Source organism: Burkholderia sp. SIMBA_051 (assembly GCF_046534915.1).
In the GTDB taxonomy this organism is placed as follows: domain Bacteria; phylum Pseudomonadota; class Gammaproteobacteria; order Burkholderiales; family Burkholderiaceae; genus Burkholderia; species Burkholderia ambifaria.
Map to the genome: position 1 here is coordinate 82,722 of NZ_JAWRXS010000008.1, position 26,336 is coordinate 109,057.

The following is a 26,336-nucleotide window of genomic DNA, read 5'->3' on the forward strand; positions in this document are numbered from 1 at the left end:
GCGTCAGCTCCTGGTGATGACGTGCGCGAAGGGAATCACGTTCGATGCGTTCGCGGCGACCGGCTCGACGCCGCGGACGGCGGCGCGCGCGGCCGCGCGTTGCGCATGGCGCTCGCTGCCGCGCAGCAGCGCGTGCGTCGCCGCGACGACGTCGTCGACGCTCACGCCGAGCAGGCACGGATGCCCCGGCTGGTTGCATACGCTGCGATAGCAGTTGCGACACGGCACATCGACGTTCAACGCGCGATGCGGCACACGCCACGGCGTGTGCTGTGGGTTGGTCAGTGCGTACAGGTCGACGACCGGCGTGCCGAGCGCGGCCGCGAGATGCACGGGGCCGCTGTTGTTCGACAGCAGCAGGTCGGCCGTCTCGATCAGCGCGCCGAGTTCGCCGAGCGGCAGCGCGCCCGCGAGCGGCACCGCGCGCGGCCCCGCGCGTTCGCAGACGGCCTCGACGAGCGGCCGCTCGTCGGCGCTGCCCGTCACCGCGATTCCGTCGAACAGCGGCGCGAGCCGCGCGGCCGCGGCGCCGAAGCGCTCGGCCGGCCAGCGCCGCGACGCCGCGCTCGCGCCCGGATGCACGACGAGCCAGCGCGCGCGCGCCGAGCCCGGCCGGTGCGGCCCGCCGATGCGCTCGAGCGCGGCGCGCAGCCGGGCGTGCAGCGCATCGCGCGCCGCGTCGCCGGGCTCGAACGCCATCCGCCAGTCGGACGTTTTCGCGCCGATCGAGCGCACCAGCGCGAGCTGGCGCGCGACCTCGTGGCGCACGAACGATTCCGGCTCGGGTTCCGGCACGCGGTCGGTCAATAGTTCATACGGATTCTCGCGACAATGCGCGAGCCGCAGCGGGATGCCCGCGAGCCAGCACATCATCGCGGCCGGCAGCGGACTCTGGCTGTACACGGTGAAGATCACGGCCGCGTCGAAGTGGCCGGCCAGCAGCCTGCCGATCATGTCGAGATCGACGACCGGATCGCCGCGCGCGTCGGGATGCTTGACCCAGGGCGCGTCATACGTCCACACGTCGTCGACCATCGGCAGATGCGGCGCGAGCGCGGCGCCGGTGCGCGAGGTCAACAGCGTGAGCCGGCGGCCGTGGCCGCTCTCCTTCAGCGCGCGCAGCGCGGGCGTCGTCATCAGCACGTCGCCGAGGCTGTCGAGCCGCACGCACAGGATCCGGCGTGCACGATCCCACGCCGCGCTCATCGCCGCACCCACGAGCCGTGACGGCGCACGGCCTCGCGCACGACGATGTCGGCGGCGAGGTCGAGACGGGTGACCACGTGGAGCGGCGTGCGCGTGGCGTCGATCCGCCATTCGGTCTCGTTGCCGCAGTCAACCAGGATCGTGCCGCAGCGTGCGGCGCGGCCGGCCTCGACGTCATCGAGGATGTCGCCGATCATCCAGCTCCATTCGGCGACCGCGCCGAGCGTGGCGAGCGCGCGGCGCAACATGCCGGGGCGCGGCTTGCGGCAGATGCAGTCGCACGTATAGCGCGGCACGCTGCCCGCCGGGTGATGCGGGCAGTAAAAAAAGTCCGCCAGCACCGCGCCGTTCGCTTCGAACAGTTCGGCGAGACGCTGGCGGACCGCGCCAAGCTCACGTTCGGTAAAGCGGCCGAGCGCGACGCCCGGCTGGTTCGACACGACCGCGATCGGCATGCCGGTCTCGCCGAGCGTGCGCAGCGCGCGCGCCGCGCCCGGCGCGAGCTTCATCCGCGCGGGATCGACGTTGTACGGCACGTTCTCGAGCAGCGTGCCGTCCTTGTCGAGCAGCACGGCGCCCGGCAGCCGCCGTTCGCGCTTCAGGGCCATGACGTCTCCTTCATCGGCAACACCATCAGCTCCGGCACGACGGTGCCCGGCGGCTGCGTCAGCACGAACCGCACGGCGGCCGCGACGTGCTCCGGCGGCTGCAGCGTGTCCTCGTCGATGTCGGGGAAGCGGTCGAGCAGGAACGGCGTGCGCATCCCGCCCGCGACGATCGCGGACACGCTCACGCCGGCCGGCCGCAATTCCGCATGCAGCGCATGCGACAGCCCGAGCAGCCCCCACTTCGTCGCGTGATACGCGGACGCATTCGGCCACGCGCGCTTCGATGCCGTCGACGCGATGTTGACGATATGGCCGCTGCCGCGCGCCTTCATCATCGGCACGGCCGCGTGGCACATCAGGTATGGGCCGAACAGGTTCGTCATCATCACCTGCTGCCACGCTGCAACGCTCACGTCGTCGATCGGTGCGGTCACGTCGATCGCCGCGTTGTTGACGATCACGTCGAGATCGCCGAGCGCCTCGCGCGCGTCGTGCACCACCTGCAGCACCGACGCTTCGTCGCGCACGTCGAGCGGCCGTCCGACCGCCTGGCCGCCATGCCGCTCGAGTCGTTGCGCGACGGCCGCCGCGCGGTCGCCGTCGAGATCGGCGACGATCACGTGCGCGCCGTGTTGCGCCAGCTCCTCGCAGATGGCCTCGCCGAGGCCGCGGCCGCCGCCCGTCACGAGCGCGGTGCGTCCGGCAAGAGATTGGCGGGCGGGATCGTGAGTCGCGTTCACATGCACCTCCTGTATGCGTCCGAAGAATCGTCGAAATCGTGGCCGTGACACTTGTCGCGACAAGCGTCGGTACAGGGGTACAGCGAGAAGCATGCCCGTGCGCGCGCGCCCGTGCCGTGTCGGCGGGCGGCGCGCGGTCGCTGGCTTTTTTATAACGGGCTGTAAAAACGTGCCCGCGCGCCCGGGCTCAGATCGCGAGCGCGTCCGGCGTCGCCTGCGCGCGGTGCTTCGCGAGCGCGCGCAGGCAGTGCGCGATGCAGCCCGCGAACGCCTCGTCGAACCACGGTTGCGCGCCCGACACGCCGACCACGATCCCGTGCTGCGCGACACCGCCCCACAGGTTCGTGTCGCCCGCGCGCAGCCGGTACGGCTCCAGCGCCTGCACGACGTGGCCGTCGCGGCCGGTTTCCCACGACAGCCGCGCCTTCGCACGTGCGTAGGCGCGATAGTCCGCATCCCAGTCCTTCGGGTCGGGCAGCGAGAACTCGTAGAGGATGGCGTCCTCGAATGCAGCGTCGCGCGGCCCGAGCGCCGGATCCATGATCACGATGTGCAGACAGCCGCTGTCGCCGACGAAGTCGCTCTGCAACGCGGCCGACAACGTCGGCAGCAGCAGCTCGACGGCCGCGATCGCGGCCTGGCGATCGGCGAACGCGCTACCGCCGCGGCGCTGGGTCAGGGTTTCGGGGGGCGTCGGATTCAGAAGGTTCGGCATGGAGTTCTCCGGAGGAAAACGCGAGCGCGCGCAGCGCCGCGATCAGGTCGTCCGCCGCGGCGGGCTTGGTCAGGTAAGCATGGAAACCCGCTTCGACCGCGCGGGTGCGGTCGCGTTCGCGCGCATGGCCGGACAACGCGAGCGCCTCCAGCGGCGCGCGGCCGTCGCGCGGGCGTTCGGCATCGAGCTGGCGGACCCGGCGCATCACCGTGTAGCCGTCCTCCTCGTCGTCGCCGAGGTCGATGTCGCAGACGAGCAGCGCCGGCCAGTCCGCGCGGCGCGCGTGCCACAGGTCGTCGAGCAGCGCCTGTCCGGACGCGAACGCGCGCACGTCCGCCCCGGCAAACTTCAGCAGCGCGGTGAGCGCCTCGCGCGCTTCGTCGTGATCGTCGACGCAGGCGATGCGCACGCCGTCGAGCGGTTTCGTCGGCACGGTTGCGCCGGCACCGGCCGCCTGTAGCGATGCCGGCGCCACCGCGCACATCGGTAGCGACAGATGCAACGTCACGCCGTGGTCGTCTCGCTCGCGCACGACGTAGCCGCCGGCGTCCTCGATCGTGTCCTGCAGCCGCTCGAGATCGAGCAGCGACAACTCCGGCGCCTCGACGCCCGCGCACGTGATCGTGATGCGCGCTTCCGGGTCGTGGCGCGCGGTGCGCACCTCGACCTGGCCGCCGCCGCTCACGTCGATCCCGCCGCGGCACAGCTCCCACACGAAGCGGCGCAGCGCGGCAGGATCGGCCTCCACGACGAGATCCTCGTTCGACAGTTCGCGAAATACCGGCACGCCGCGCCGGGCGGCCGCCTCCGCCAGCGAGTCGAGCACGTGCGCGACGAGCGGATTGATCCGCACCGGCTGCCGCGCGAATTTCGCTTCGGTGCGCTCCAGCTCGCGCTGCTTCGCCTGCAGCGACCACATCTGCGCATACACGCCGTCGCTCGCCAGCAGTTCGTCGTGCGTGCCCTGCTCGACGAGCCGGCCGTGCTCCATCACGAGGATCCGGTCCGCGTCGACGATCGTCGACAGCCGGTGCGCGATGATGAGGCTCGTGCGGTGCCGCGCGACGCGCATCAGTTCCTGCTGGATCGCGCGCTCCGAGCGCGTGTCGAGGGCAGATGTCGCCTCGTCGAACACGACGATCGGCGGCGCCTTCAGCAACGCACGCGCGATCGCGACGCGCTGCCGCTCGCCGCCCGACAGCCGCACGCCGCGCTCGCCGACGCGCGTGTCGTACGCATCGGGCAGCCGCTCGATGAACGCGTCGAGCTGCGCGCCGCGCGCGGCCGCGATCACGTCGCCGCGGGTCGCGTCGCGCCTGCCGTACGCGATGTTGTAGGCCAGCGTGTCGTTGAACAGGATCGTGTCCTGCGGAACGATGCCGAGCGCATCGCGCAGGCTGCGCTCGGTCACGAGCCGCAGGTCCTGCCCGTCGATCCGGATCGTGCCGGCATCGGGCTGGTACAGCCGGAACAGCAGCCGCGCGAGCGTCGACTTCCCCGAGCCGCTGCCGCCGACCACCGCGATCGATTGCCCGGGCTCGATGCGAAACGATACGTCCCACAGAATCTGCCGGCTCGGCTCGTAGCTGAAGTCGACATGCTCGAACTCGATCGCGCCGCCGCGCACCGCGAGCGGCTGCGCGCCGGGCGCGTCGCCGTCCTCGCCCGGCAGGCCGCGCGCATCGAGCAGGCCGAACAAGCGCTCGATGTTCGTCATCGCGTCGTTCGCCTCGCGGAACACGAAGCCGAGCGCGTTCAGCGGCAGGCTGATCTGGATGATGTACGCGTTGATCAGCACGAGATCACCGACCGTCATCGTGCCGCGCGCGACATACTGGCCGGCGAGCAGCATCACCGCCGCGATGCCCGCGCCGATGCACGCGCTCTGCCCGATATGCAGCGTCGACAGCGCGTACTGGTTCTCGACGCCGGCCTCGCGCCAGTCGTCGAGCACGCGTTCGAGCCGGCTGCGCTCGACGTCCTCGCGCGCGAAGTACTTGACGGTATCGACGTTGAGCAGGCTGTCGACCACGCGCGAGTTCGATTCGGCCTCGAGCGCGTTCACGCGGCGCTGGTAGCGCGTGCGCCGACGGGTGAACACGGTCGTATACGCCGCGTAGACCGCGAACGTGACGAGGATGATCGCGGTGAAGCCGCCGCCGTACTTGCTGATCACGATCACCAGCACCGAACCGATCTCGATCGCGGTCGGCACGATCGTGAACACCGCGACGCCGAGCAGGTACGCGATGCCGGCCGTGCCTTTCTCGAGATCGCGCACGACCATGCCGGTCTCGCGCTGCGAATGAAAGCGTGCGCCGAGCCGGTGCAGGTGGCCGAACGTGCGGACGGTAAACGACGCGACCGTATGCTGCGTGACCTGCACGAAGGTCATGTCGCGCACCTCGTTCAACGCGTTCGCGGCGAAGCGCACCACCGCATACGCGAACAGCAGCAGCACCGGCAGCGCGATCGGCTGGCCGGCCGCGCGGCCGAATCCGTCGACGATATCCTTCAGCAGCAGCGGCACCGATACGGCCGCCGCCTTCGCGAGCACCAGCAGCACGATCGCGGCGAACACGCGCGTGCGGTAATGCCGGATCGCGCGCCACAGCTCGAGCGCGATGCGCATGCGCAGGCCGCGCACGTCGTGGTCGCGGCTGTCGCGGGGATCGCAGCGGTCATGGCGCGCGCCGTTGCCGCGCGGGTCGCGGCCGTCGCGCGCCAGCTCGTCGGTGCCGGCCGTCATGCGCGCGAGGCCTGGGTCCGTGGTCGGGTCGTCCCGCGCATCGGCCGTCAATGGTGCGATTCGCGGTCGCGGCCGGTGCCGCTGCCCGGTTCGGGGTCGCGCACGGCGGGCTGCGTCGGCGTGACGGTGCGTTGGGACGGATGCAGCACCGTGCCCGGTTGGTGTTCGTCGTCGTCGCGGCGCACCCTCACGCGGTTCTCGACGTCGCGCACGCACATGCAGCCGTCGGCGATGTCCTCGATGTCGTGCTTCATCCAGCGCGACGGCACGGTGCCGTCCAGTTCGACGCGGCCGTCGCGCACCTGCACGGTGACGTCGCTCACGTCGATGTCGAGCGCATGCGCGAGCCGCTCGCAGACGTCCTCGCGAATGCGCTCGTCCGAGCGCGTATAGCCTTTCGGGCCACGGCGCTGGCGCATCGCTTCGCGTTGCGCATCGGCACGGCGCGGATCGTGTGGATCGCGCGGATCATGGTCGCGCTCGCCGCCGTACCCGCCCATCCGGTAATGCTCGCGGAACCCCGGCTGATCGCCGCCATACCGACCTTCGCGACCTTCGCGGCCTTCACGACCCTCGCCGCCTTCCATGCGACGACCGCGGTTGCCGTAGCCGCGTTCGGCTTCCCATTCGGGGTCGCGCGACCCGCCCGGCGCGTCGCGCCAGTCGCCGACGTCGCCCGGACGCCGCTCGGCCGATGTGCGCGCCGAACGTTCACTCCATTCGCTGCCCCAGTCTTCCGGGCCGACGTTCTCGCTCGCGAAGCGCCGGTACGCGGATTCATAGTCGGCGTCGTGCCGCCGGGTTTCGTCGCCGCGAAAGTCGCGCTCGCCGCCCCGGTACGCACGTTCGCCGCGTTCCTGCCAGTCGGGCGGCCCACTGCGTTCGGCTTGCCGTCCCGGATATCGTCGTTGCATCATGTCCTCCTTGCGCGCCCCAGTGCCGCGCACGGCTCCATGCCGCAGCGCGGCGCGCGTCGTTCGGTCGGTTGCAAATCGCGTGCCGCGGTCGTGGCAAGGCCCGACACGGCGAGGCGGGTTGGTGACTCGACGCGGCTCGTCGGTTTACGCCGCCCGCGGCTTCCCCGTGTTCTCGGGCGCTCTCCGGTCGAACGCCGGGCGCCGGCGCCGGCTGCCGCCCCTATCTGCAACGCGATTGCACTTTTTGCGCGGAACCGCGCCGTATCGGGCCCTATGCGCCACCCGTGCCCGGGCCTGTCGGCTCGTCCGGGTCTTCAAGGCCGCCGGCCTCGTCGAATCGTTCCGTGCGGTCCGGCTCGATATCCGCGGCGTCCTCGAGCCCCGCATCGCCGTCCGCGGATGCGCGTTCGCCGGTGCCCGCCCGGTCCGTATCGCTGTCGAGCGCAGCGTCGCCGCGTTCCAGCGCGTGCTCGTCGAGCGGCGAATCGATGTCGAACGGATGGCGCCGCGCGCCGGCCGTGTCGCTGCCGCTGTCGGACGAGTCGCTCGGGCCCAGTGCGCGTCCGTCGCGCCCGCGCGACGCGTTCTCGTCGTCCGGGCCGACCGGCTCGTTGTCGGGATTCAGTGTACTGTTCATGTCGATGTCCTCGTGTTCCGCCGGGCCGCAGGACCGCCTGCGTGCCCGATGCGCCCGTGTAGCGCGGGTCGGACCACGACGCAATCGGCATGCCGCGTCCGCGGCGATCGGGCGGCCGGCAGCCCGATCGACCGCGTCATCCAATAGGCGGCATGCACAATGCGCACCCATTGATCAGGTGAATCGGGTTCCCGTATGCTTTCGAGCGACTCAATCCGGTTCGAATCGCCGCCGCCGGTCCCGCCAGGCGCGGCCGGGTTGGCCCGAGGCCACCCTCATTAGACTCAGCTTCGATGAACAAAGACGACGCCATTTCCGAATTGCCTCCGCCGCTCGGCCCCGCCGACGCACGCGATCTGCTGCATCGCTTCGCCGAGTTCCGCTTCGAAACCGTCGTCGGTGCGATCACCGACTACGCGGTGTTCATGCTCGATCCGCAAGGCAACGTCGCGACCTGGAACGCGGGCGCGGAGCGCATCAAGGGCTATCGCACCACCGAGATCATCGGCCACCATTTCTCGCGCTTCTATCCGCCCGACGCGATCGCCGCGGGCCGGCCGGCGCTGGGGCTCCGCGAAGCGAGCGCGCACGGCCGTTTCGAGGACGAAGGCTGGCGCGTGCGCAAGGACGGTTCGCTGTTCTGGGCCAGCGTGACGATCACGGCCGTGCGCGATCATGGGGGCCAGCTGGCCGGCTTCATCAAGATCACGCGCGACATGACCGAGCGCAAGCGGCTCGCCGAACTGGAAATGTCGACGCACCGGCTCAGCGTGTTCATCGCGATGCTCGCGCACGAACTGCGCAACCATCTCGCACCGCTGCGCCACTCCGTCAGCGTGCTGCAAACGCTGCCCGATCCGGCGCCGATGCTCGCGCAATGCCGCGATGCGGTGCACCGTCAGGTCGGACAATTGACGCGGCTCGTCGACGATCTGCTCGACGTCGGGCGCATCACGGCCGGCAAGGTCGAACTCGACAACGCGCCGGTGACCGTGCGCGACGTCGTGTGCCGCGGCGTGGAGAGCATCCAGCCGAAACTGGCCGCGCGCCAGCAGCATCTTCGTGTCGAACTTCCGCCCGAGCCGGTGGTGGTGCGCGGCGACGCCGCGCGGCTCGTGCAGGTGCTGCACAACCTGCTCGACAACGCGTCCAAGTTCTCGCCGCCGGGCGCGCGCATCGACGTCTCCGCCGACCGCGAAGGGTCGACCGTCGCGATTCGCGTGACCGATCACGGCGTCGGCATCGCGGCGGGTTCGCTCGAGACGATCTTCGACCTGTTCGACCAGGACGGCGTGCCGGGCCGGCGCCCGTCCGACGGCTTCGGGCTGGGCCTCGCGATCTGCCGGTCGTTCATCGAGCTGCATGGCGGCAGGATTTCCGCGGAAAGCGACGGCCCCGGCCACGGTGCGACGTTCACGGTACGGTTGCCCGTCGAGCACCACGTGGAAACGGCACGGACGGAAGCGCCCGCGCCGCGCGCAGGGAAGCCGACCGCCGCGCCGCTGAACATCGTCGTCGTCGACGACAACCGCGACTCGGCCGACACGCTCGCCGTGCTGCTGCAGCTGAAGGGGCACGTGCCGCGCGTCGCGTACAACGCGAGCGACGCGCTGGCGCTCGTGCGCGAAGCCGTTCCGCATCTGATGCTCATCGACCTGTCGATGCCCGACGTCGACGGCTACACGCTGCTGCACGAACTGCGCGCGATCGACACGCCGGGCGGCATGATCTGTGTCGCGCTGTCCGGTCATGCCAGCTCGTCGGATCTCGCGCGCACGGCGCGCGAAGGCTTCGACGATCACCTCGTGAAACCCCTCGAGATGGCCGTGCTCGACGCGCTGCTGCAGCGTGTCGCGCGCACGGTGCATGGCACGCCATGACCGTGTGCGCGATCGCTTACGCCTTCGCTCGAGCCCTCGAGCAGGCGCGCGCTTAGGCCCTGCTCAAGCCATCGCGCGGCACATCGCCGCGCACGCGTCGCACGCCAGCGCGCAGCGCCGGCAATGTTCGTGCAGATGCCGCAGGCATTCGACCGCGCACAGCTCGCATACCTGCGCGCACAGCGCACACACGCGCGGCGCGACCACGCTGCCGCGCGCCATCACGCCCGACGCGAAGCGGCACAGCTGCGCGCATTCGATGTCGAGCGCGATGCAGTCGGCCAGCTTGTGTGCGTCGGGCTCCGCCAGGCACGCGGCCATGCACGCGTCACAGGCGTGCGCGCACGCGTCGCACGCGGCCATGCAGTTGTCGTAGCGAGTATTCGTATCGCTCATCGCAGTGCTCCTCGTTCCAGTGGGATCGTCATGGCGTCAGCTTCACTTTCATCCAGCCGGGCTCGCGCACGTCGAACGCTCGGTACGCATCGATCGCGTTCGTCAGCGGCTCGCAGCGCGTGAGCACCGACACCGGGTCGAACGCGCCGCTGCGCACCAGCTCGATCAGGTGCGGCGTGATGGTCCGGTGATTGCAATTGCCCATCTTGATCGTCAGGTTCCGGTTCATCGCCTCGCCGATCGGAAACACGCGCGCCTGCGGCGGATACACGCCGATCACCGCGACCGTGCCGGCCTTCGCGACCGCGCGCACCGCCCATTGCAGCACCTGCGACGGCCCGTCGCCCGGCGTCCAGTAGCGGCCGTCCGGTTTGCGGCGCGGCGCGACGGCGTCGACCTCCGCATCGAATGCGCGCGCCGCGTCGCGATCGGCCGCGGCCGGGCCGTGCGTCGCGCGCATCGCGTCGACGCCCACCGCGTCGATCACGCGATCGACGCCGATCCCGCCGGTGAGACGCAGCACCGTGTCGACCGGGTCTTCCTCGGAGAAGTCGATCGTTTCCGCGCCTTGCGCGCATGCCATGTCGAGGCGCGACGCGATGCGGTCGATCGCGATCACGCGCCCCGCGCCCAGCAGCTTCGCGCTCGCGATCGCGAACTGGCCGACCGGCCCCGCGCCGAACACGGCCACCGTGTCGCCCGGCTTCACCTCGGCGAGTTGCGCGCCGAAATAGCCGGTCGGGAAAATATCGGACATCAGGATCGCGCGGTCGTCGTCGATCGCCTCGGGCAGCCGGATCAGGCTCGCGTTCGCAAGCGGCGTGCGCGCGTATTCGGCCTGCAGCCCGTCGAACGGACCCGTGTCCGCCGGGCCGCCGAAGAACGCGGTGCCCGCGCGCGGGCCGCTCGGGTTCGCGACGTCGCATTGCGCGGTGTAGCCGGCGCGGCAGTATGCGCAGCTGCCGCACGCGATCGTCGACGGAATCAGCACGCGATCGCCGCGCTTGAGGTTGCGCACGTCGCGCCCGACCGTCTCGACGATGCCGACGCCCTCATGACCGAGGATCGTGCCCGGCTTCATTCCGCCGAGCGTACCGCGCACCATGTGCAGGTCGGTGCCGCAGATCGCGCTGGCGGTCAGGCGCACGACCGCGTCGGTCGGTTGCGAGACTTCCGGGTCGGGTACCGTATCGATGCGAATGTCGCCGATGCCGTGAAATACCACTGCTTTCATGTCAGGCCCTCCTTGTCGAAAGCGGGGACGGTGAAGTCACCGTCGCGCTTTCGAGCAAGGTGCGCGCCTGTCGGGGCGTGCTGGGGTTGTCGTGGTTGTCGTGGTTGTCGTGGTTGTCGGGCTTGTCGTGTGCACGTGCGCAGTTGGTGGGCCTGAGGTCGCGGGTTCAGCCGCCTCGCGACGCAGTCAACACGCCACGAGCGCGACCATCAGCCCGACTTCACAGCGCCCTGCTGCTCGAGCGCCTCTTCCGCCTTCAGGCAGTCGAGATCGCGGCCGATCGTCGCGACCGCGAGCCGCTTGTCGCCGCGCCAGTACGTCACCGAGCCGTCGTGCGCGCGCAGGTCGCCGTCGATCTCGACGCGGTCCCACTGCTCCGCATGTCCCACATAGCGGACGGTCAGATCGTAGTGCTGGCTCCAGAAGAACGGCACCGCGTCGAACGGCCGCTGCTGGCCGAGCATGTTGCGCGCCGCCGCGATGCCCTGCCGCTCCGCGACGACCCAGTGCTCGACGCGAATGCGCTCGCCCGTCAACGGATCGGGCCAGCGCGCAATGTCGCCGGCCGCGTAGATGTCCGGTGCGCTCGTCTGCAGGAATCGGTCGACCGTCACGCCGCGATCGACGGCCAGCCCCGCATCCTGCGCGAGCGTCACGTCCGGATGCACGCCGATGCCGACCACCACGACGTCGGCCGGCAGCCCGTCGCCGTTCGACAGCATCACGTCATCCGGCGTGATCTGTGCGGGCGTCACGCCGAGATGGAACGTCACGCCGTGCGACTCGTGCAGCGCGCGGAGCGTGTCGCCGAGCGCGTCGCCGAGCACGCGCGCCATCGGATGCGCATCGGGCGCGACCACCTGCACGACGAGCCCGCGCGTGCGCAGCGCGGCGGCCGCCTCGAGCCCGATGAAGCTCGCGCCGACCACGACGCAGCGTTGCGCATGCTTCAGCGTGCCGATCAGTGCATCGCAATCGGCGCGCGAGCGCAGCACGCGCACGTGCGGCAGCTCGGCGCCCGGCACGGTCAACCGGTTCGGCTCGGCGCCCGTCGCGAGCAGCAGCGCGCCGTAGCCGACGCGGCTGCCGTCCGCGAGTTCGACCGCGTGCGCCGCGGGATCGATCCGCGTAACGCGCGTGCCGCAGCGCACGTCGATGCGCTGCTCGGTATAGAACGACGCGCCACGCAGCGGCAGCCAGTCGGCTTCGGCCGTGCCGGCCAGATAATCCTTCGAGAGGTTCGGCCGATCGTACGGCGGCTCGCTGTCCGCGCTCAGCAGCGTGATCGCGTGCGGATAGCCTTCCTGCCGCAGCGTCACGGCCGCCGCGATCGCGGCCGCGCCGCCGCCGACGATCACCACCGATTCGGGCAGCCCGGCCGCTTTCAGCGCGGGCGGCGACGCGGCAGGCTGTGCATCGAGCACGACCGCGCGGCCATCGCGACGCTCGACGCGCCAGCACGTCAGGCCGTCGAGCGCCGGCGCGCGCAGCATTGCGCCGGTGCGCAGACAGAACGCCGCGTGATGCCACGGGCAGCGGATCGTGTCGCCGACGAGCAGCCCGTCGGCCAGCGGCGCGCCGTAGTGCGGGCATTGCCCGGTCACGGCAAACAGTTCGTCGGCGCGGCGCACCAGCAGCACCGTTGCGTCGCCGACCCGGCCTTCGATCATCGCGCCGTCGGCGATGTCGTCGAGCGCGATGCCCTGCGCGAGATCGGGACGTGAAGACGAGGCGTCACTTGCGGACATGGCATGGCTCCCGGAGTGTGGGGTAACGGTCCCATTATCGGCGTCCTTCCTGAAAAGAACAGGTACAGACAACCCCGCGGCGCACGCAAACGCGGAATGTAGCTCGTATGCGATCCGCGCCCGGCGTACAACGTCATCCACGTTGCGGCGCAACACGCCGGATGCGCAATGCGCGGGGTGCGGCGACGCGCGCAATCCGCATGCCACGCCCTTCTTCATCCCGTCACGCGAAGCGACGTGATGGCGATGTGGGACGTGACCCGACGTGACTTCGCGTGATGCGCCGCCGCGCCGTCAATCCATGCAGGCCGCCGCGAGCTTGCCGACGGTGACGATCGCTCGCTCGATCTCCGGCGACCACGGGCTGCTGTAGTTCAGCCGGATGAAATTGCGGTAGGTGTCCGCGATCGAGAACATATAGCCTGGCCCGATCGTGATGCCCTGCTCCAGCGCGAGCTGGTACAGGCGCATCGCGTCGACCTGTGCCGGCAGCTCGACCCACAGCACGTAACCGCCCGCCGGGCTCGAGATGCGCGTGCCTTCCGGGAAGAACCGCGACACCATCGCGCGCATCAGGTTCGCCTGTTGCGCATACGCCTTGCGAATCCGCCGCAGGTGATGCTCGTAACCGTCTCGCTCGAGAAACTCGGCGATCGCGAGCTGCGGCAACGACGGCGTCGCCAGCGTGTTCAGGAACTTCAACTTCTCGACCTGTTCGCGATAGCGGCCCGGCAATGCCCAGCCGATCCGGTAGGCGGCCGTCAGGCTCTTCGAGAACGATGCGCAATGCAGCACGATGCCGTTACGGTCGAACGCCTTCAGCGCGCTTGGGTGTGCGTTGCCGAAATACAATTCGTTGTACACGCCGTTCTCGATGATCGGCATGCCGGCTTTCGTTGCAAACTCAACCAGTTCGCGCTTGCGCTCGTCGGGCATCTGAAAGCCGAGCGGGTTCTGGAAGTTCGGCATCACCATGCACGCGGCGATCGGCTGCGACTTTGCGATCGCCGCCAGCGCCGCGATGTCGATTCCGTATTCCGGGTGCGTCGCGACCTCGATCGCCTTCATCCCCATCCGCTCGATCGCGTGCAGCATCGCGTAGAACGTCGGCGACTCCACCGCGATCGTGTCACCCGGTTTCGCAACCGCCTGCAGGCACAGATTGATCGCCTCCGTCGCGCCCACCGTCACGATGATCTCGTTCGGATCGACCGACATCCCGTTTTCCAGATAGCGTCGCGCGATCTGCCGGATCAGGCGCGGATGGCCCGGCGGCAGCCCGTCCGTCACGCCCCACAGCGACTTGTCGCGGCCGGCTGCGTACGCATAGCGGTTCAGCTTCTCGAACGGAAACAGGCTCGGGTCCGGATACGGCGAACCGAGCGGCACCGCGTCGTCGGTGCCGATCGCGCGCAGCGTCGACAGCACGAGCCGGCTCATGTCGACCGACGACGAGATCGCGATCGGCTTCGACGGCCGCAGCTCGCGCACCGGCGCGTGGTTGTCGTCGCGACGCAGGTTCACGAAGTAGCCGGATTGCGGACGGCTTTCCAGCAGCCCGCGGCTTTCGAGCAACAGGTACGCATGCAGCACGGTCGTGATGCTGATCCGATGCTGCTGGCTCGCCTGCCGTACCGACGGCACACGATCGCCATGTCGATACACGCGCTGCCGGATGAGTCTCTCTATGTCGTTCGCGAATTTCTCGTAGAGCTTCATCCGCCTCGCCCCGCCAGCGGTGAACCGGCCCGCGACGCGTGTGCGCGCGTGCCGCGCCGATGCGCGAAGCCGGATAGCCGTGCCCGCTGGCGGGCGTTCGGGTGCGAGCGTCGGCCGTTACCGAAATTGAAGGCGGGTAGCAATGCGAAATCCATCATGACGAGGATCGGCATCCTACTGCGTCAATTCGGCGAATGTAAGTGACAGTTTGGCGGCCAAACGTCAAATCGCGCGGGTGTGGTGAACAGATGGGAAGACCGTGGCACGCAGCCGCGTGTCGTATCATCCGTACCGCCGCGCGCATGCGGTCGTGACGCGAAACGGCACGATGCGATTCGCGTGGCGACCTTCGAGCGTGACGTCGTGCGCACCGACGCTCGGTATAGCTGATCGTCTAAGTCCCTAAGTCCCGCGCACGCGCAATGCCGGTTCGTGCGTCACGATGCGCGGCGTCGCACGAACGCGCAGGTGTCGTCGACGCGATCCGCGCCGGGCCGAACGCCGGACTTCATGCGATTCGAACACCGCAAGCCGGGCCTAGCCGATCACGTGCCGCACGACCTTCCCGCCGAATCCCGTCACGATGTTGTCGACCGAGAACGGCGTCGCCTCGTCCGCCTCGACGATGACCGCCACGCTGCCCGGCGCGAGCCGTGTCGCGACCGATTCGACGAACTGCCCGTCGAGCAGCGCATTGCCGGCTGCGTCCGCGACGATGCCGGCCCCCGCGCCGGCCGCCATGCCGGCGATCGCGCCGAGCGGCCCGGCGAGCATCCCGAGCAGCCCGCCCGCGATCGCGCCGATCACGCCGCCCTTGAACGACCGCGACTCGGCGTCGAGCACGGCGAGCTTGCCGTTCGCGTCCTTTTCGACGACGACGCCATTGTCGACGTGAAATCCTTCATGTTTCTCCGACAGCGCCTCGAAATCGTTCGCGGCCTGACGGGCCGTGTCGACGCTGCCGAATACGGCGACGATCAGTTGCTTGGTCATGCGACACCTCTCGGGTTGGTGAGCGACGCGAACGCCGCCAGTCGACGGACATCCGCGGATGGGTCGGACCGGCCGCGCGTTGCGTGCCGGGATCCGTGGGTGCGATACGCGCGCGTGCCGCTGCATCGCGAACACGAGCGGCACGAGCGGCGCGGGCCGCACGCTACCGGCGCGTATGCGCATCCTCCTCGACATCGTCGACTTCCGCCGGAAAGCGATGCTGGCCGAAGCTCAGAATCAGCACGCCCACCGCGAGCAGCACGATCCCGCACGTGGTCATCAGCATCCGCTCCGGGCCGTCGGTCGCGCCGCGCAGGATCAGGTCGCGCGCGAGCGACGTCATCGCGATGAACAACGGAAAGCGCACCGGCAGCCGGCCGAGCCGCAGATAGCGCACGTTCATCGCGAGCACTTCCAGGTACAGGAACATCAGCAGCAGGTCGGTGAGCGACACCTCGCCCGCGAGCACGACCTTCCACGCTTCCTGGGTCATCGCGAACGCGGTCGCCAGACCGATCACGATCAGGCCGGCCAGCTCGGCCGCATGGAGGAAGTGGCCGAAGCGGCGGCGGATGCGCTCGGCGGCCGTATCGGCGGAAGCAGTGGACGTGTTCAAGGCGATGACCGTTGCAATGAGGTAGGTGCCGCGCTCGACGCCCCGTCGACGCCGTGCTCAACCCCCGCGACAAAAATTCGCATCGCTTCCAGCAGATTCGCCATGGTGAATCCTCGTCGGCAGGTGGAGCGAACCAATCTACTGCACGCGTCGCGCCCACTCAAGAGCACAGCGGCACGCGCTTCAGGAGTACAGCTGCACGCATGCGATGCAAAATCGAACCTTGATCAACCGATTCGAATGACAGATCGTCGATACGTGTTCCAAAGACCCGCCGAAGCTGCTAGATTGCAGGCTCGACGACGTTACGCGGTGCGGAGAGGTCACGCGCCGGGCGAACGCGCGGCCCTCCTGCCTGCCTTCCCTTTCGCGCCCGGACGGCAGGCCGCCGCCGCTGCGGCCCGTTGCGCGATGCCCGCGCAACGTCCTTCATCCGCATGTCACAAAGAGAACAGTCGCATGACACAGTCCACCCGCTCGTCTTCGCGCGCCGCGGCAGCCGCGGCCCGTCCGTCCCGACATGACTGACCGGCAGGCCGCGATGCAAACCCGTCCCCCGCTTTCCCAGGCCGTTCACGAGCCGATCACGCGCAGCGCGATCTTCCTCGTCGCCACCGTCAACCCCGGCGCCGAGCGCGCCGACACGATCCGCGCGTGGTGCGGCGACATCGCCGCGCTCGTGCGCTCGGTCGGCAAGCGCGTGCCGGGCGGCAACCTGTCCTGCGTATGCGGCTTCGGCTCCGACGCATGGGACGCGCTGTTCGGCGATCCGCGTCCCGCGTCGCTGCATCCGTTCCGCGAATTCGGCGCCGGCCAGCGCGTCGCGATTGCGACGCCGGGCGACATCCTGCTGCACATTCGCGCCGACGCGATGGACCTGTGCTTCGAACTCGCGACCCAGTTGCTCGCCGCGCTCGGCGACGCGGTCACGGTCGTCGACGAGGTGCACGGCTTCCGCAACTTCGACCAGCGCGCGATGATCGGCTTCGTCGACGGCACCGAGAACCCGGAAGGCCGCGAGGCGGTCGACTTCACGGTGATCGGCGACGAGGACGCCGAATTCGCGGGCGGCAGCTACGTGCTCGTGCAGAAGTACCTGCACGACATGGCCGGCTGGAACGCGCTCGCGGTCGAGACGCAGGAGCGCATCATCGGCCGCACCAAGCTGTCCGACATCGAGCTCGCGCCGGACGTGAAGCCGTCGTGCTCGCACAGTTCGCTGACCACGCTCGACGAAAACGGCCAGGAAGTGAAGATCCTGCGCGACAACATGCCGTTCGGGCGCCCCGGTTCCGGCGAATTCGGCACCTATTTCATCGGCTACGCGCGTTCGCCGGCGCCGATCGAGCAGATGCTCGAGAACATGTTCGTCGGCCGCCCGCCCGGCAACTACGACCGGCTGCTCGACTTCAGCCGCGCGGTCACGGGCTCGCTGTTCTTCGTGCCGTCGGCCGACCTGCTCGAAGCGCTCGCCGATCGCGCCGCACCGGCCGACACCGACGCCGCGCAGCCCGCACCCTCATCGCCCGAGCCGCGTCGTGACGGCTCGCTGAATATCGGATCGCTGAAAGGAGTCAAAGCCTATGAATAACCTGCACCGCGAACTCGCGCCGATTGCCTCGTCCGCGTGGGCGCAGATCGAGGAAGAAGTCGCCCGCACCTTCAAGCGCTCGGTGGCCGGGCGCCGCGTGGTCGACGTCGAAGGGCCGGCCGGCCCCGGGCTGTCGGCCGTCGGCACCGGGCATCTGCGCGACGTCACCGCGCCGCGCGAACAGGTGAGCGCGCGACTGCGCGAGGTCCGCAACGTCGTCGAGCTGACGGTGCCGTTCGAGCTGAGCCGCGACGCGATCGACAGCGTCGAGCGCGGTGCGCGCGACGCCGACTGGCAGCCGGCGAAGGATGCCGCGCAGCGCCTGGCGTTCGCGGAAGACGGCGCGATCTTCGACGGCTATCTGGCCGCGGACATCGTCGGCATCCGCGAAGGCACGTCGAATCGCAAGCTCACGCTGCCGACCGACGTCAGCGCGTACCCGGACGCGATCAGCGACGCGCTGGAAGCGCTGCGGCTCGCGGGCGTCGACGGCCCGTACACGGTCGTGCTCGGCTCGGACGCCTACACGGCGCTTAGCGAAGCGCGCGACCAGGGCTACCCGGTGCTCGGCCACATCAAGCGCATCGTCAGCGGCGAGATCGTGTGGGCGCCGGCGATCAGCGGCGGTTGCGTGCTGTCCACCCGCGGCGGCGACTACGAGCTGCACCTCGGCGAAGACGTGTCGATCGGCTATACGAGCCATACCGACAAGGTCGTCCGCCTGTACCTGCGCGAAACGTTCACGTTCCTGATGCTGACGAGCGAGGCATCGGTGGCCGTGGCGCCGCAGGCCAGCACGGCCGCCTGACGGCCTGCCCGCGCGCGATGCCCGCCGGGCGTCGCGCACGCCGGCCGCGTTGCCGGCCGCACGTTCGTCGCCGGCTGAACCCTCCTGCATGGAGCGTGACATGAGCGATTCGAATCAAGCATTGCAGTCGTTGCAAGCATCGGTCGACAGCCTGAAGCAAACCATCGACGCGAACGCGAGCCGCCAGGCCGCCGACACCGCCGTCCTGTTCACCGTGGTGTCGCTGATGCTGGCCGAACTGCCGCCCGACACCCGCAACCTGATCGAGGATTCGTTCACCGTGTGGGCCAATGGTCTGCAGGATGCGGCACTGTCGACCGACGTGAGGCAGATTGCCCGGCAGCGCCTCGCGATGAAACTCTCCGACTGACGCCGGTTCGCCACGGTTGCGCCTGATCCGGCCCGCACCGTGCAACTCGCCCGCTTCGCCATCGGCCCCGCGCCACGCATCGGTTGGCGGGCGGGCGCGGCCCGGCGTAATCCGCCCGCATACCTCACCGCCCCACGCGATCGCTCCGCCGCGCGTGCGCCGCGTTTCACCACACGTACCCCTTCCCGTTTGCCGCCTGCCGGCGCCCTGCGCGCCGATGTCGCACCGCGCTTTGCGCGCGTGGCGCGCCGCGCCGTTTCCCGATTCCGCACGCCGCACCCGCATGCGCGCTCGTCTGTACTCCTTGCACCGGACGCACGCGCGCATGTGAGGGTGCAATTCCCGGCCGGGCCGGTGCGGAACTGTGTCTTGGAGGCGTTCGGCCAATTCGCTATTTTGAACGCAGTCGAAGTGATGCCGCGGGCTGAGCGACGCACCGGTGTTGCCGTGCCGTCGCGCATCGGGATTTCCCTTTCGATCCACGTTCATTGACAGGAGCCAGACCACCATGCCCGCACTTTGCGATATCTGTCACGCCCGGCCGGCCGTCGCGCGCGCCACCGTGATGCAGGACGGCGAGCGCAAGACGATCTCGATCTGCGACTACCACTTCCGTCAGCTGATGCGGCATCAGAGCATGCTGAACCCGTTCGATTCGCTGCTGGGTGGTGGCGCGTCCTCATTGTTCGGCGAGGACGGCGACGCGTCGCCGCTGGCCGCCGAGATTCCGCGCGAATCGGTCGACCCGACCGATGCGTTCAGCGAGCAGACGCTCGAACTGCTGCAGCATGCGGCCGAGAAGGCGCACGAACTGCGCCGCAGCGAGCTCGACACCGAACACCTGCTGTACGCGCTCGCGGATACCGACGTGTGCGCGGCGCTGCTGAAGGAACTGAAGCTGTCGCCGCAGGACCTGAAGGCCTACATCGACGAGCATGCGCACACCGGCACGGCGGCCGCGGACGCGTCGCTCGACCGGCTGTCGATCTCGCCGCGCGTGAAGAAGGCCGTGCAGTACGCATTCCAGGCGTCGCGCGATCTCGGCCACTCGTACATCGGCCCCGAGCACCTGCTGATCGGTCTCGCGGCGGTGCCGGACAGCATCGCCGGCACGCTGCTGAAGAAATACGGCGTGACGCCGGAAGCGCTGCGCCAGAAGGTCGTGAAGGTCGTCGGCAAGGGGGCGGAAGACGGCCGCGTCGACGCGCCGACCGGCACGCCGAATCTCGACAAGTTCGGCCGCGACCTCACCGCGATCGCGCGCCAGGGCAAGCTCGACCCGGTGCTCGGCCGCGCGCAGGAAATCGAGAGCACGATCGAAGTGCTCGCGCGCCGCAAGAAGAACAACCCGGTGCTGATCGGCGAGCCCGGTGTCGGCAAGACCGCGATTGTCGAAGGCCTCGCGCAGCGGATCGTCAACGGCGACGTGCCCGAAGTGCTGCGCGGCAAGCGGCTCGTCGAGGTCAACATCAACTCGATGGTGGCCGGCGCGAAGTATCGCGGCGAATTCGAGGAACGCGCGAAGCAGCTGATCGACGAAGTGACGGCCAAGCATGACGAGCTGATCCTCTTCATCGACGAGCTGCATACGATCGTCGGCGCGGGCCAGGGCGGCGGCGAAGGCGGGCTCGACATCGCGAACGTGCTGAAGCCGGCGCTCGCGCGCGGCGAACTGAGCCTGATCGGCGCGACCACGCTCAACGAATACCAGAAGCACATCGAGAAGGACGCGGCGCTCGAACGGCGCTTCCAGCCCGTGTTCGTGCCGGAGCCGAGCGTCGAGCAGACGATCGTGATCCTGCGCGGGCTGCGCGACAGCCTCGAGGCGCACCACCAGGTCACGTTCGCCGACGACGCGTTCGTCGCGGCCGCCGAGTTCGCCGACCGCTACATCACCGCGCGCTTCCTGCCCGACAAGGCGATCGACCTGATCGACCAGGCCGCCGCGCGCGTGCGGATCGGCGCGACGTCCCGCCCCGCCGACATCCAGGAAGACGAAGCGCAGATCGTGCAGCTCAAGCGCGAGCAGGACTATGCAACGTCGCGCAAGCGCTTCGACCAGGCGAAGCAGTTCGACGAGCAGATCAACGCGAAGCAGAAGTCGCTCGACGAAAAGATGGAGGCGTGGCAGCGCAAGACCGGTTCCGAGACGCTGGAAGTGACCGTCGAATCGGTCGCCGAGGTCGTGTCGCGGTTGACGGGCATTCCGGTGTCCGAGCTCACGCAGGAAGAGCGCCAGAAGCTGCTGAAGATGGAAGAGCAACTGCGCGAGCGCGTGATCGGCCAGAGCGATGCCGTGGTCGCCGTGAGCGACGCCGTGCGGCTGTCGCGCGCCGGGCTCGGCCAGTCGCACCGGCCGATCGCGACATTCCTGTTCCTCGGGCCGACCGGCGTCGGCAAGACCGAGCTCGCGAAGGCGCTGGCCGAGACCGTGTTCGGCGACGAGCAGTCGATCATCCGCATCGACATGTCCGAGTACATGGAACGGCACGCGGTCGCGCGGCTGATCGGCGCGCCGCCCGGCTACGTCGGCTACGACGAAGGCGGCCAGCTCACCGAGCGCGTGCGGCGCCGCCCGTACAGCGTGATCCTGCTCGACGAGATCGAGAAGGCGCATCCGGATGTCTACAACGTGCTGCTGCAGGTGTTCGACGACGGCCGGCTGACCGACGGCAAGGGCCGCGTGGTCGACTTCAGCAACACGATCATCATCGCGACGAGCAACCTCGGCGCCGCGATCATCATGGACAACCTCACGCAGCCGGAAGCCGCGCGCAAGACCGACAAGGCGATCCGCGAGCAGCTGATGCAGGTGCTGAAGGGCCATTTCCGCCCCGAGTTCCTGAACCGGATCGACGAGGTGATCGTGTTCCATGCGCTGTCGAAGGAGAACATCCGCTCGATCGTGCAGATCCAGCTCGACCGCGTGGTGCGCACCGCCGCCGCGCAGGACATCACGCTCGTGATGGGCGACGCGCTCGTCGAACACCTGACCGAAGCCGGCTATCAACCGGAATTCGGCGCGCGCGAGCTGAAGCGGCAGGTGCGCCAGATCATCGAGACGAAGCTCGCGAAGGAGATTCTCGCGGACAAGCTGCAGTCCGGCGATCGCGTCGAAGTCGATTACGACAACGCGAGCGACGCGGTGACGTTCAACAAGCTCGCGCGGCCCGATGCCAAGGACACCAAGGACGCGACCAGGAACGCCGACGGCAAGGCCCGGCCGAACGGCAAGGCGGCGAAGGCAGCGTCCGATGCAAAGGATGACGAAGCGAAGGACGAGACGCCTGCACCCGCGCCTGCGCCCGCAGCCAAGCCATCCGGCAAGAAGTCGTCCGGTGCGAAGAAGGACGCGCAGTAATAACACGCGGGCCCGCATGCACGGGCCCGCTTGCCCCCCAACGCCGCGACGCGGCGCAACCCGAGCCGGCCCGCAGCGGGCCGGCTGATGGAGATTCACATGACAAATCGACGCGAAGTGCCAGGCATCAGGAAGTACGATGGGCCCGCCGGCGGTTGGGGCGCGCTTCGCGCGACAGCCGAGGCCGTGCGCACGCAGATGGAAACCATCGAGGCGCCGATCGTGCTGATGCGGACCAACCAGCCCGACGGCTTCGACTGTCCCGGCTGCGCGTGGCCCGACAAGGAACACAAGTCGACGTTCCAGTTCTGCGAGAACGGCGCGAAGGCCGTCACGTGGGAAGCGACCACCAAGCGCGTGACGCCCGAGTTCTTCGCGGCGAACCCGGTGTCGTCGCTGCTGCGGATGTCCGACTACGAGCTGGAGAACATGGGCCGGCTCACGCATCCGCTCGTCTACGATCGCGCGACCGACACGTTCCGCGCGGTCGAGTGGGACGATGCGTTCGCGCGCATCGGCGAGGTGCTGCGCGCGCTGCCGCCCGAGCAGGTCGAGTTCTACACGTCGGGCCGCGCGTCGAACGAAGCCGCCTACCTGTATCAACTGTTCGCGCGCGAGCTTGGCACCAACAACTTCCCCGACTGCTCGAACATGTGTCACGAGCCGACCAGCGTCGGCCTGCCGCAGTCGATCGGGATCGGCAAGGGCACGGTGTCGCTCGAGGATTTCGACCACTGCGAGCTGATCATCTCGATCGGCCACAACCCCGGCACCAACCACCCGCGGATGATGGGCACGCTGCACGAGTGCTCGCGCCGCAACGTGCCGATCATCGTCTTCAATCCGCTGCGCGAGCGCGCGCTCGAACGCTTCGCGGATCCGCAGGACATGATCGAGATGGCGTCGTTCGGCTCGACGCGCATCGCGTCGACGTACTACCAGGTCGACGCCGGCGGCGACGCGGCCGCGCTGAAGGGCATCATGAAGGCGCTGCTGCAGCTCGAGGCCGAGCGCGGCGACGTGCTCGACAAGGATTTCATCGCGCAGCACACGAGCGGCTTCGACGCGTTCAGCGCCGACCTGGAGGCCACGTCGTGGGACGACATCGAGCGCGCGAGCGGCTTGAGCCAGGCGCAGCTCGAACAGGTCGCGCTCGCGTATGCGAAGTCGAACGCGACGATCGTCACGTACGGGATGGGCGTCACGCAGCACAACAAGGGCACCGCCACCGTGCGCCTGATCGCCGACCTGCTGCTGATGCGCGGCAACATCGGCAAGCCCGGCGCGGGCGTGTGCCCGCTGCGCGGCCACTCGAACGTGCAGGGTAACCGCACGGTCGGCATCACCGAGAAGCCGTCGGCCGAGTTCCTGCAGAAGATCGAGGACGTGTGCGGCTTCAAGCCGCCCGCGCAGCACGGACACGACGCCGTGCAGGCGATGCAGGCGATGATCGACGGCCAGGCCAAGGCGCTGCTGTGCTTGGGCGGCAACTTCGCGGTGGCGCTGCCCGATCCCGAGCAGTCGTTCCCCGCGATGGCGAAGCTCGATCTCAGCGTGCATCTCGGCACGAAGCTGAACCGCTCGCACCTGCTCGTCGCGAAGGAAACCTACATCCTGCCCGTGCTCGGCCGCACCGAGCTCGACATGCAGGCGAGCGGCCGGCAGTCGATCACCGTCGAGGATTCGATGTCGATGGTCCACGCGTCGGCCGGCAAGCTCAAGCCGGCGTCGGACCAGCTGCGCTCCGAGCCCGCGATCGTCGCCGGAATCGCTCACGCGACGCTGCCGGCCAGCAAGGTCGCGTGGCTCGACCTGATCGCCGACTACGACCGCATCCGCGACCTGATCGACCGCACGGTGGCCGGCTTCGAGGCGTTCAACGAGCGCATCCGCACGCCGGGCGGCTTCCGCCTGCCGCTGCCGCCGACCGAGCGCGTATGGCCCACGGCCACCGGCAAGGCGATGTTCTCGATCTACAAGGGCGTGAAGGAAGACGCGGACGTGCTCGGCGCCGAGCAGGTGCTGCGGCTGATCACGCTGCGCAGCCACGATCAGTACAACACGACGATCTACGGGCTCGACGATCGCTATCGCGGCGTGTTCGGACGACGCGACGTGCTGTTCATGAACGCGGCGGACCTCGCGAAGTACGGGCTCGAACACGGCGACCTCGTCGACATCGAGACGGCCACCGCGTCGGGCCGCACGCTGCGCCTCGAGAAGATCACCGCGATCGAGTACGACATCGCGCCGGGATCGGTCGGCGCGTATTACCCGGAAGCGAACGTGCTCGTGCCGCTCGACTACATCGACAAGGAAAGCGGCACGCCGTCGTACAAGTCGGTGCCGGTGCGCGTCGCGCGCTCGGCGGTCGTCTGACCCGCGGGTAAACAGGCTGGCGACGCACGGCTCGATAGGACACGCCCGCGCATCGCCCCACCCTCTCCTCTCGCGGCCGCCGCATCGCTATCGATGAGGCGACCGTTTTCGTTGATCGCGTCGAACGACGATCCGCTTACCGCGCCGCCGACGACGGCAGCTGCGCGCCCGTCTGCCGGCGCCGGTACGCGCTGTCGCGCGTCGCGAGCCAGTAGTACAGCGGTGACGTCAGCACCAGCCCGACGAGCCACGACAGGTCGGCGCCGCCGAGATGCGCGGGAATCGGTCCCGCATACATCGGCGTGTTCATGAACGGAATCTGCACGGCGATCCCGATCGCATACGCGAGCAGCGCCTGCGGATTGAAGCGGCCGTACACGCCGCCGTCCGCCATGAAGATCGACTGGATGTCGTACTTGCCCTTGTGGATCACGTAGAAGTCGATCAGGTTGATCGCCGTCCACGGCACCAGCACGACGAGCAGTGCGAGCACGAGATCGACGAGATTGCCGACGAAGTTGGTCGACGCGCCGATCGCCGCATAACAGCACGCGACGAAGATCACCACCGACACCACCGCGCGCGTCTTCGCGGTCGGAATCCACCGGTATGCGAAGGTCTGCACCGACGTGATGACCGCGAGCACCGCGCCGTACAGGTTCAGCGCGTTGTGGCTGATCACGCTCAACAGGAACAGCAGCAGCATCAGCGGGCCGAGCGGGCCCGTCGCCTGCTTGACCGCGTCCATCGTGTCCGCGCCGGCCGGCACCGCGAGCACCGCGACCGCCCCGAAGATGAACGCGAGCGTCGAGCCGATCGTGCAGCCGAGATAGGTCGCCCAGAACGTCGACGCGACGCCGACATCTTCCGGCAGGTAGCGCGAATAGTCCGACACGTACGGCGCGAACGCGATCTGCCACAACGCGGACAGCGACACCGTCGCGAGCCACCCGGCAAAGTCGAAGCCGCCGCGCGTGAGGAAATCGGTAGTGCTCACGTTCGACAGGATCATCCAGAAGCCGACGAGAATGCCGATGCCGAGCACCCACGTGCCGATCCGGTTCAGGATGTGGATGAACCGGTAGCCGACGATCCCGATCAGCCCCGAGCCCACCGCGCCGATCACGATGCCCACCGGCACCGGCACCGACGACGCGATGCCGTGCACCGACTTGCCGGCCAGCACGATGTTCGATGCGAAGAAGCCGACGTACATCACCGCCGCGATCACCGTGACGAGCAGCGCGCCCCACGAGCCGAACTGCGCGCGGCTCTGGATCATCTGCGGAATACCCATCTGCGGCCCCTGCGCCGAATGCAGCGCCATCAGCACGCCGCCGACCGCCTGGCCGACGACGATCGCGACGATCCCCCACATCAGGTTCAGGTGAAAGATCTGCACGCCGAGCGCGCCGGTCACGATCGGCAGCGGCGCGATGTTGCCGCCGAACCAGAGCGTGAACAGGTCGCGCACCTTGCCGTGGCGGTCTGCGGGCGGCACGTAGCCGATCGTGTGTTTCTCTATCATGGGGGACGCGTTGCGATCCGCGGTCGTCATGGCTAAGTCTCCTGTCCTGCGCGGCGAGGCGCGCGTGCCGTTTCCGCCGGCGCGCGACGATGCGCGCGCCTGCAATCGGGTCCGGATACGCGGGCAACGGTTTGCCGCATG

Annotated in this window: 20 protein-coding genes; 6 read left to right on the plus strand and 14 right to left on the minus strand. The window is 69.0% G+C overall.

Annotated features, from left to right (window positions below):
• Nucleotides 1-3 precede the first annotated feature (3 nt).
• From SB771_RS20690 to SB771_RS20720, 7 genes are all read right to left on the minus strand, one after another.
• Complete coding sequence (locus tag SB771_RS20690; RefSeq protein WP_175661189.1) at nt 4-1,206, minus strand: glycosyltransferase family 9 protein; 1,203 nt, start codon at nt 1,204-1,206, stop codon at nt 4-6.
• Nucleotides 1,203-1,814: a D-glycero-alpha-D-manno-heptose-1,7-bisphosphate 7-phosphatase gene (locus SB771_RS20695; RefSeq protein WP_011660554.1), complete on the minus strand. Its 612-nt coding sequence runs from the start codon at nt 1,812-1,814 to the stop codon at nt 1,203-1,205. Before SB771_RS20695 ends, SB771_RS20690 begins: the two co-directional genes overlap by 4 nt.
• Nucleotides 1,805-2,554, minus strand: coding sequence for an SDR family oxidoreductase (locus tag SB771_RS20700; RefSeq protein ID WP_012372704.1), 750 nt, complete (start codon nt 2,552-2,554; stop codon nt 1,805-1,807). The genes SB771_RS20695 and SB771_RS20700 overlap by 10 nt, the downstream gene beginning before the upstream one ends.
• A gap of 187 nt (nt 2,555-2,741) precedes the next feature.
• Entirely contained in the window at nt 2,742-3,269 is a 528-nt protein-coding gene (locus SB771_RS20705) for a hypothetical protein (RefSeq protein WP_175661188.1), read from the minus strand.
• Nucleotides 3,211-6,018 carry an ABC transporter transmembrane domain-containing protein gene (locus tag SB771_RS20710; RefSeq protein WP_410721201.1) on the minus strand — a complete coding sequence of 936 codons (2,808 nt, stop codon included), beginning with the start codon at nt 6,016-6,018 and terminating at the stop codon, nt 3,211-3,213. The genes SB771_RS20705 and SB771_RS20710 overlap by 59 nt, the downstream gene beginning before the upstream one ends.
• Nucleotides 6,019-6,065: 47 nt before the next feature.
• A complete protein-coding gene (locus SB771_RS20715; protein ID WP_175661288.1) occupies nt 6,066-6,932 on the minus strand; it encodes a BON domain-containing protein in 867 nt (288 codons plus the stop codon).
• A gap of 274 nt (nt 6,933-7,206) precedes the next feature.
• Nucleotides 7,207-7,572, minus strand: a complete 366-nt coding sequence (locus tag SB771_RS20720; RefSeq protein WP_011660559.1) for a hypothetical protein — start codon at nt 7,570-7,572, stop codon at nt 7,207-7,209.
• A 293-nt stretch (nt 7,573-7,865) separates the two neighbouring features.
• Here SB771_RS20720 and SB771_RS20725 point away from each other — a divergent pair, with 293 nt between their 5' ends.
• Nucleotides 7,866-9,452 (plus strand): ATP-binding protein, encoded by a 1,587-nt coding sequence (locus tag SB771_RS20725; RefSeq protein WP_175661187.1) that lies wholly within the window; start codon nt 7,866-7,868, stop codon nt 9,450-9,452.
• Between the two features lie 63 nt (nt 9,453-9,515).
• On the opposite strand, the gene SB771_RS20730 is transcribed toward SB771_RS20725, so the two are convergent.
• From SB771_RS20730 to SB771_RS20755, 6 genes are all read right to left on the minus strand, one after another.
• Nucleotides 9,516-9,848: a ferredoxin gene (locus SB771_RS20730; RefSeq protein WP_012372709.1), complete on the minus strand. Its 333-nt coding sequence runs from the start codon at nt 9,846-9,848 to the stop codon at nt 9,516-9,518.
• 28 nt (nt 9,849-9,876) lie between these two features.
• The gene (locus tag SB771_RS20735; protein ID WP_175661186.1) at nt 9,877-11,082 is read right to left on the minus strand and encodes a zinc-dependent alcohol dehydrogenase; all 1,206 of its coding nucleotides are present in this window, start codon (nt 11,080-11,082) and stop codon (nt 9,877-9,879) included.
• Between the two features lie 209 nt (nt 11,083-11,291).
• Complete coding sequence (locus SB771_RS20740; protein ID WP_175661185.1) at nt 11,292-12,830, minus strand: FAD-dependent oxidoreductase; 1,539 nt, start codon at nt 12,828-12,830, stop codon at nt 11,292-11,294.
• Nucleotides 12,831-13,124: 294 nt separating this feature from the next.
• Nucleotides 13,125-14,549 (minus strand): PLP-dependent aminotransferase family protein, encoded by a 1,425-nt coding sequence (locus SB771_RS20745; protein WP_175661184.1) that lies wholly within the window; start codon nt 14,547-14,549, stop codon nt 13,125-13,127.
• Nucleotides 14,550-15,086: 537 nt separating this feature from the next.
• Nucleotides 15,087-15,542 (minus strand): DUF1269 domain-containing protein, encoded by a 456-nt coding sequence (locus SB771_RS20750; protein ID WP_175661183.1) that lies wholly within the window; start codon nt 15,540-15,542, stop codon nt 15,087-15,089.
• 163 nt (nt 15,543-15,705) lie between these two features.
• Complete coding sequence (locus tag SB771_RS20755) at nt 15,706-16,158, minus strand: phosphate-starvation-inducible protein PsiE (RefSeq protein ID WP_011660565.1); 453 nt, start codon at nt 16,156-16,158, stop codon at nt 15,706-15,708.
• 520 nt (nt 16,159-16,678) lie between these two features.
• Here SB771_RS20755 and SB771_RS20760 point away from each other — a divergent pair.
• The 5 genes from SB771_RS20760 to SB771_RS20780 all read left to right on the plus strand — a co-directional run bounded on the left by SB771_RS20760 (nt 16,679) and on the right by SB771_RS20780 (nt 24,667).
• Nucleotides 16,679-17,749 (plus strand): Dyp-type peroxidase, encoded by a 1,071-nt coding sequence (locus tag SB771_RS20760; RefSeq protein ID WP_175661182.1) that lies wholly within the window; start codon nt 16,679-16,681, stop codon nt 17,747-17,749.
• Nucleotides 17,742-18,557: a family 1 encapsulin nanocompartment shell protein gene (locus SB771_RS20765; RefSeq protein WP_012372716.1), complete on the plus strand. Its 816-nt coding sequence runs from the start codon at nt 17,742-17,744 to the stop codon at nt 18,555-18,557. The genes SB771_RS20760 and SB771_RS20765 overlap by 8 nt, the downstream gene beginning before the upstream one ends.
• A 100-nt stretch (nt 18,558-18,657) precedes the next feature.
• The gene (locus SB771_RS20770; RefSeq protein ID WP_175661181.1) at nt 18,658-18,927 is read left to right on the plus strand and encodes a hypothetical protein; all 270 of its coding nucleotides are present in this window, start codon (nt 18,658-18,660) and stop codon (nt 18,925-18,927) included.
• A 508-nt stretch (nt 18,928-19,435) separates the two neighbouring features.
• Nucleotides 19,436-22,288: an ATP-dependent Clp protease ATP-binding subunit gene (locus SB771_RS20775; RefSeq protein WP_175661180.1), complete on the plus strand. Its 2,853-nt coding sequence runs from the start codon at nt 19,436-19,438 to the stop codon at nt 22,286-22,288.
• 99 nt (nt 22,289-22,387) lie between these two features.
• A complete protein-coding gene (locus tag SB771_RS20780) occupies nt 22,388-24,667 on the plus strand; it encodes an FdhF/YdeP family oxidoreductase (RefSeq protein ID WP_175661179.1) in 2,280 nt (759 codons plus the stop codon).
• Nucleotides 24,668-24,803: 136 nt separating this feature from the next.
• On the opposite strand, the gene SB771_RS20785 is transcribed toward SB771_RS20780, so the two are convergent.
• Entirely contained in the window at nt 24,804-26,225 is a 1,422-nt protein-coding gene (locus SB771_RS20785) for a purine-cytosine permease family protein (RefSeq protein WP_105832362.1), read from the minus strand.
• Nucleotides 26,226-26,336 lie beyond the last annotated feature (111 nt).

Excerpts from the sequence above, each read along its gene's own strand:
- SB771_RS20770 (WP_175661181.1), top strand. The coding sequence starts at position 18,658 with ATGAGCGATTCGAATCAAGCATTGCAGTCGTTGCAAGCATCGGTCGAC.
- SB771_RS20690 (WP_175661189.1), bottom strand. The coding sequence starts at position 1,206 with ATGAGCGCGGCGTGGGATCGTGCACGCCGGATCCTGTGCGTGCGGCTC.
- SB771_RS20750 (WP_175661183.1), bottom strand. The coding sequence starts at position 15,542 with ATGACCAAGCAACTGATCGTCGCCGTATTCGGCAGCGTCGACACGGCC.
- SB771_RS20765 (WP_012372716.1), top strand. The coding sequence starts at position 17,742 with ATGAATAACCTGCACCGCGAACTCGCGCCGATTGCCTCGTCCGCGTGG.
- SB771_RS20715 (WP_175661288.1), bottom strand. The coding sequence starts at position 6,932 with ATGCAACGACGATATCCGGGACGGCAAGCCGAACGCAGTGGGCCGCCC.
- SB771_RS20740 (WP_175661185.1), bottom strand. The coding sequence starts at position 12,830 with ATGTCCGCAAGTGACGCCTCGTCTTCACGTCCCGATCTCGCGCAGGGC.
- SB771_RS20695 (WP_011660554.1), bottom strand. The coding sequence starts at position 1,814 with ATGGCCCTGAAGCGCGAACGGCGGCTGCCGGGCGCCGTGCTGCTCGAC.
- SB771_RS20725 (WP_175661187.1), top strand. The coding sequence starts at position 7,866 with ATGAACAAAGACGACGCCATTTCCGAATTGCCTCCGCCGCTCGGCCCC.
- SB771_RS20780 (WP_175661179.1), top strand. The coding sequence starts at position 22,388 with ATGACAAATCGACGCGAAGTGCCAGGCATCAGGAAGTACGATGGGCCC.
- SB771_RS20730 (WP_012372709.1), bottom strand. The coding sequence starts at position 9,848 with ATGAGCGATACGAATACTCGCTACGACAACTGCATGGCCGCGTGCGAC.
- SB771_RS20720 (WP_011660559.1), bottom strand. The coding sequence starts at position 7,572 with ATGAACAGTACACTGAATCCCGACAACGAGCCGGTCGGCCCGGACGAC.
- SB771_RS20705 (WP_175661188.1), bottom strand. The coding sequence starts at position 3,269 with ATGCCGAACCTTCTGAATCCGACGCCCCCCGAAACCCTGACCCAGCGC.
- SB771_RS20735 (WP_175661186.1), bottom strand. The coding sequence starts at position 11,082 with ATGAAAGCAGTGGTATTTCACGGCATCGGCGACATTCGCATCGATACG.
- SB771_RS20760 (WP_175661182.1), top strand. The coding sequence starts at position 16,679 with ATGACTGACCGGCAGGCCGCGATGCAAACCCGTCCCCCGCTTTCCCAG.
- SB771_RS20745 (WP_175661184.1), bottom strand. The coding sequence starts at position 14,549 with ATGAAGCTCTACGAGAAATTCGCGAACGACATAGAGAGACTCATCCGG.
- SB771_RS20710 (WP_410721201.1), bottom strand. The coding sequence starts at position 6,018 with ATGACGGCCGGCACCGACGAGCTGGCGCGCGACGGCCGCGACCCGCGC.
- SB771_RS20775 (WP_175661180.1), top strand. The coding sequence starts at position 19,436 with ATGCCCGCACTTTGCGATATCTGTCACGCCCGGCCGGCCGTCGCGCGC.
- SB771_RS20785 (WP_105832362.1), bottom strand. The coding sequence starts at position 26,225 with ATGACGACCGCGGATCGCAACGCGTCCCCCATGATAGAGAAACACACG.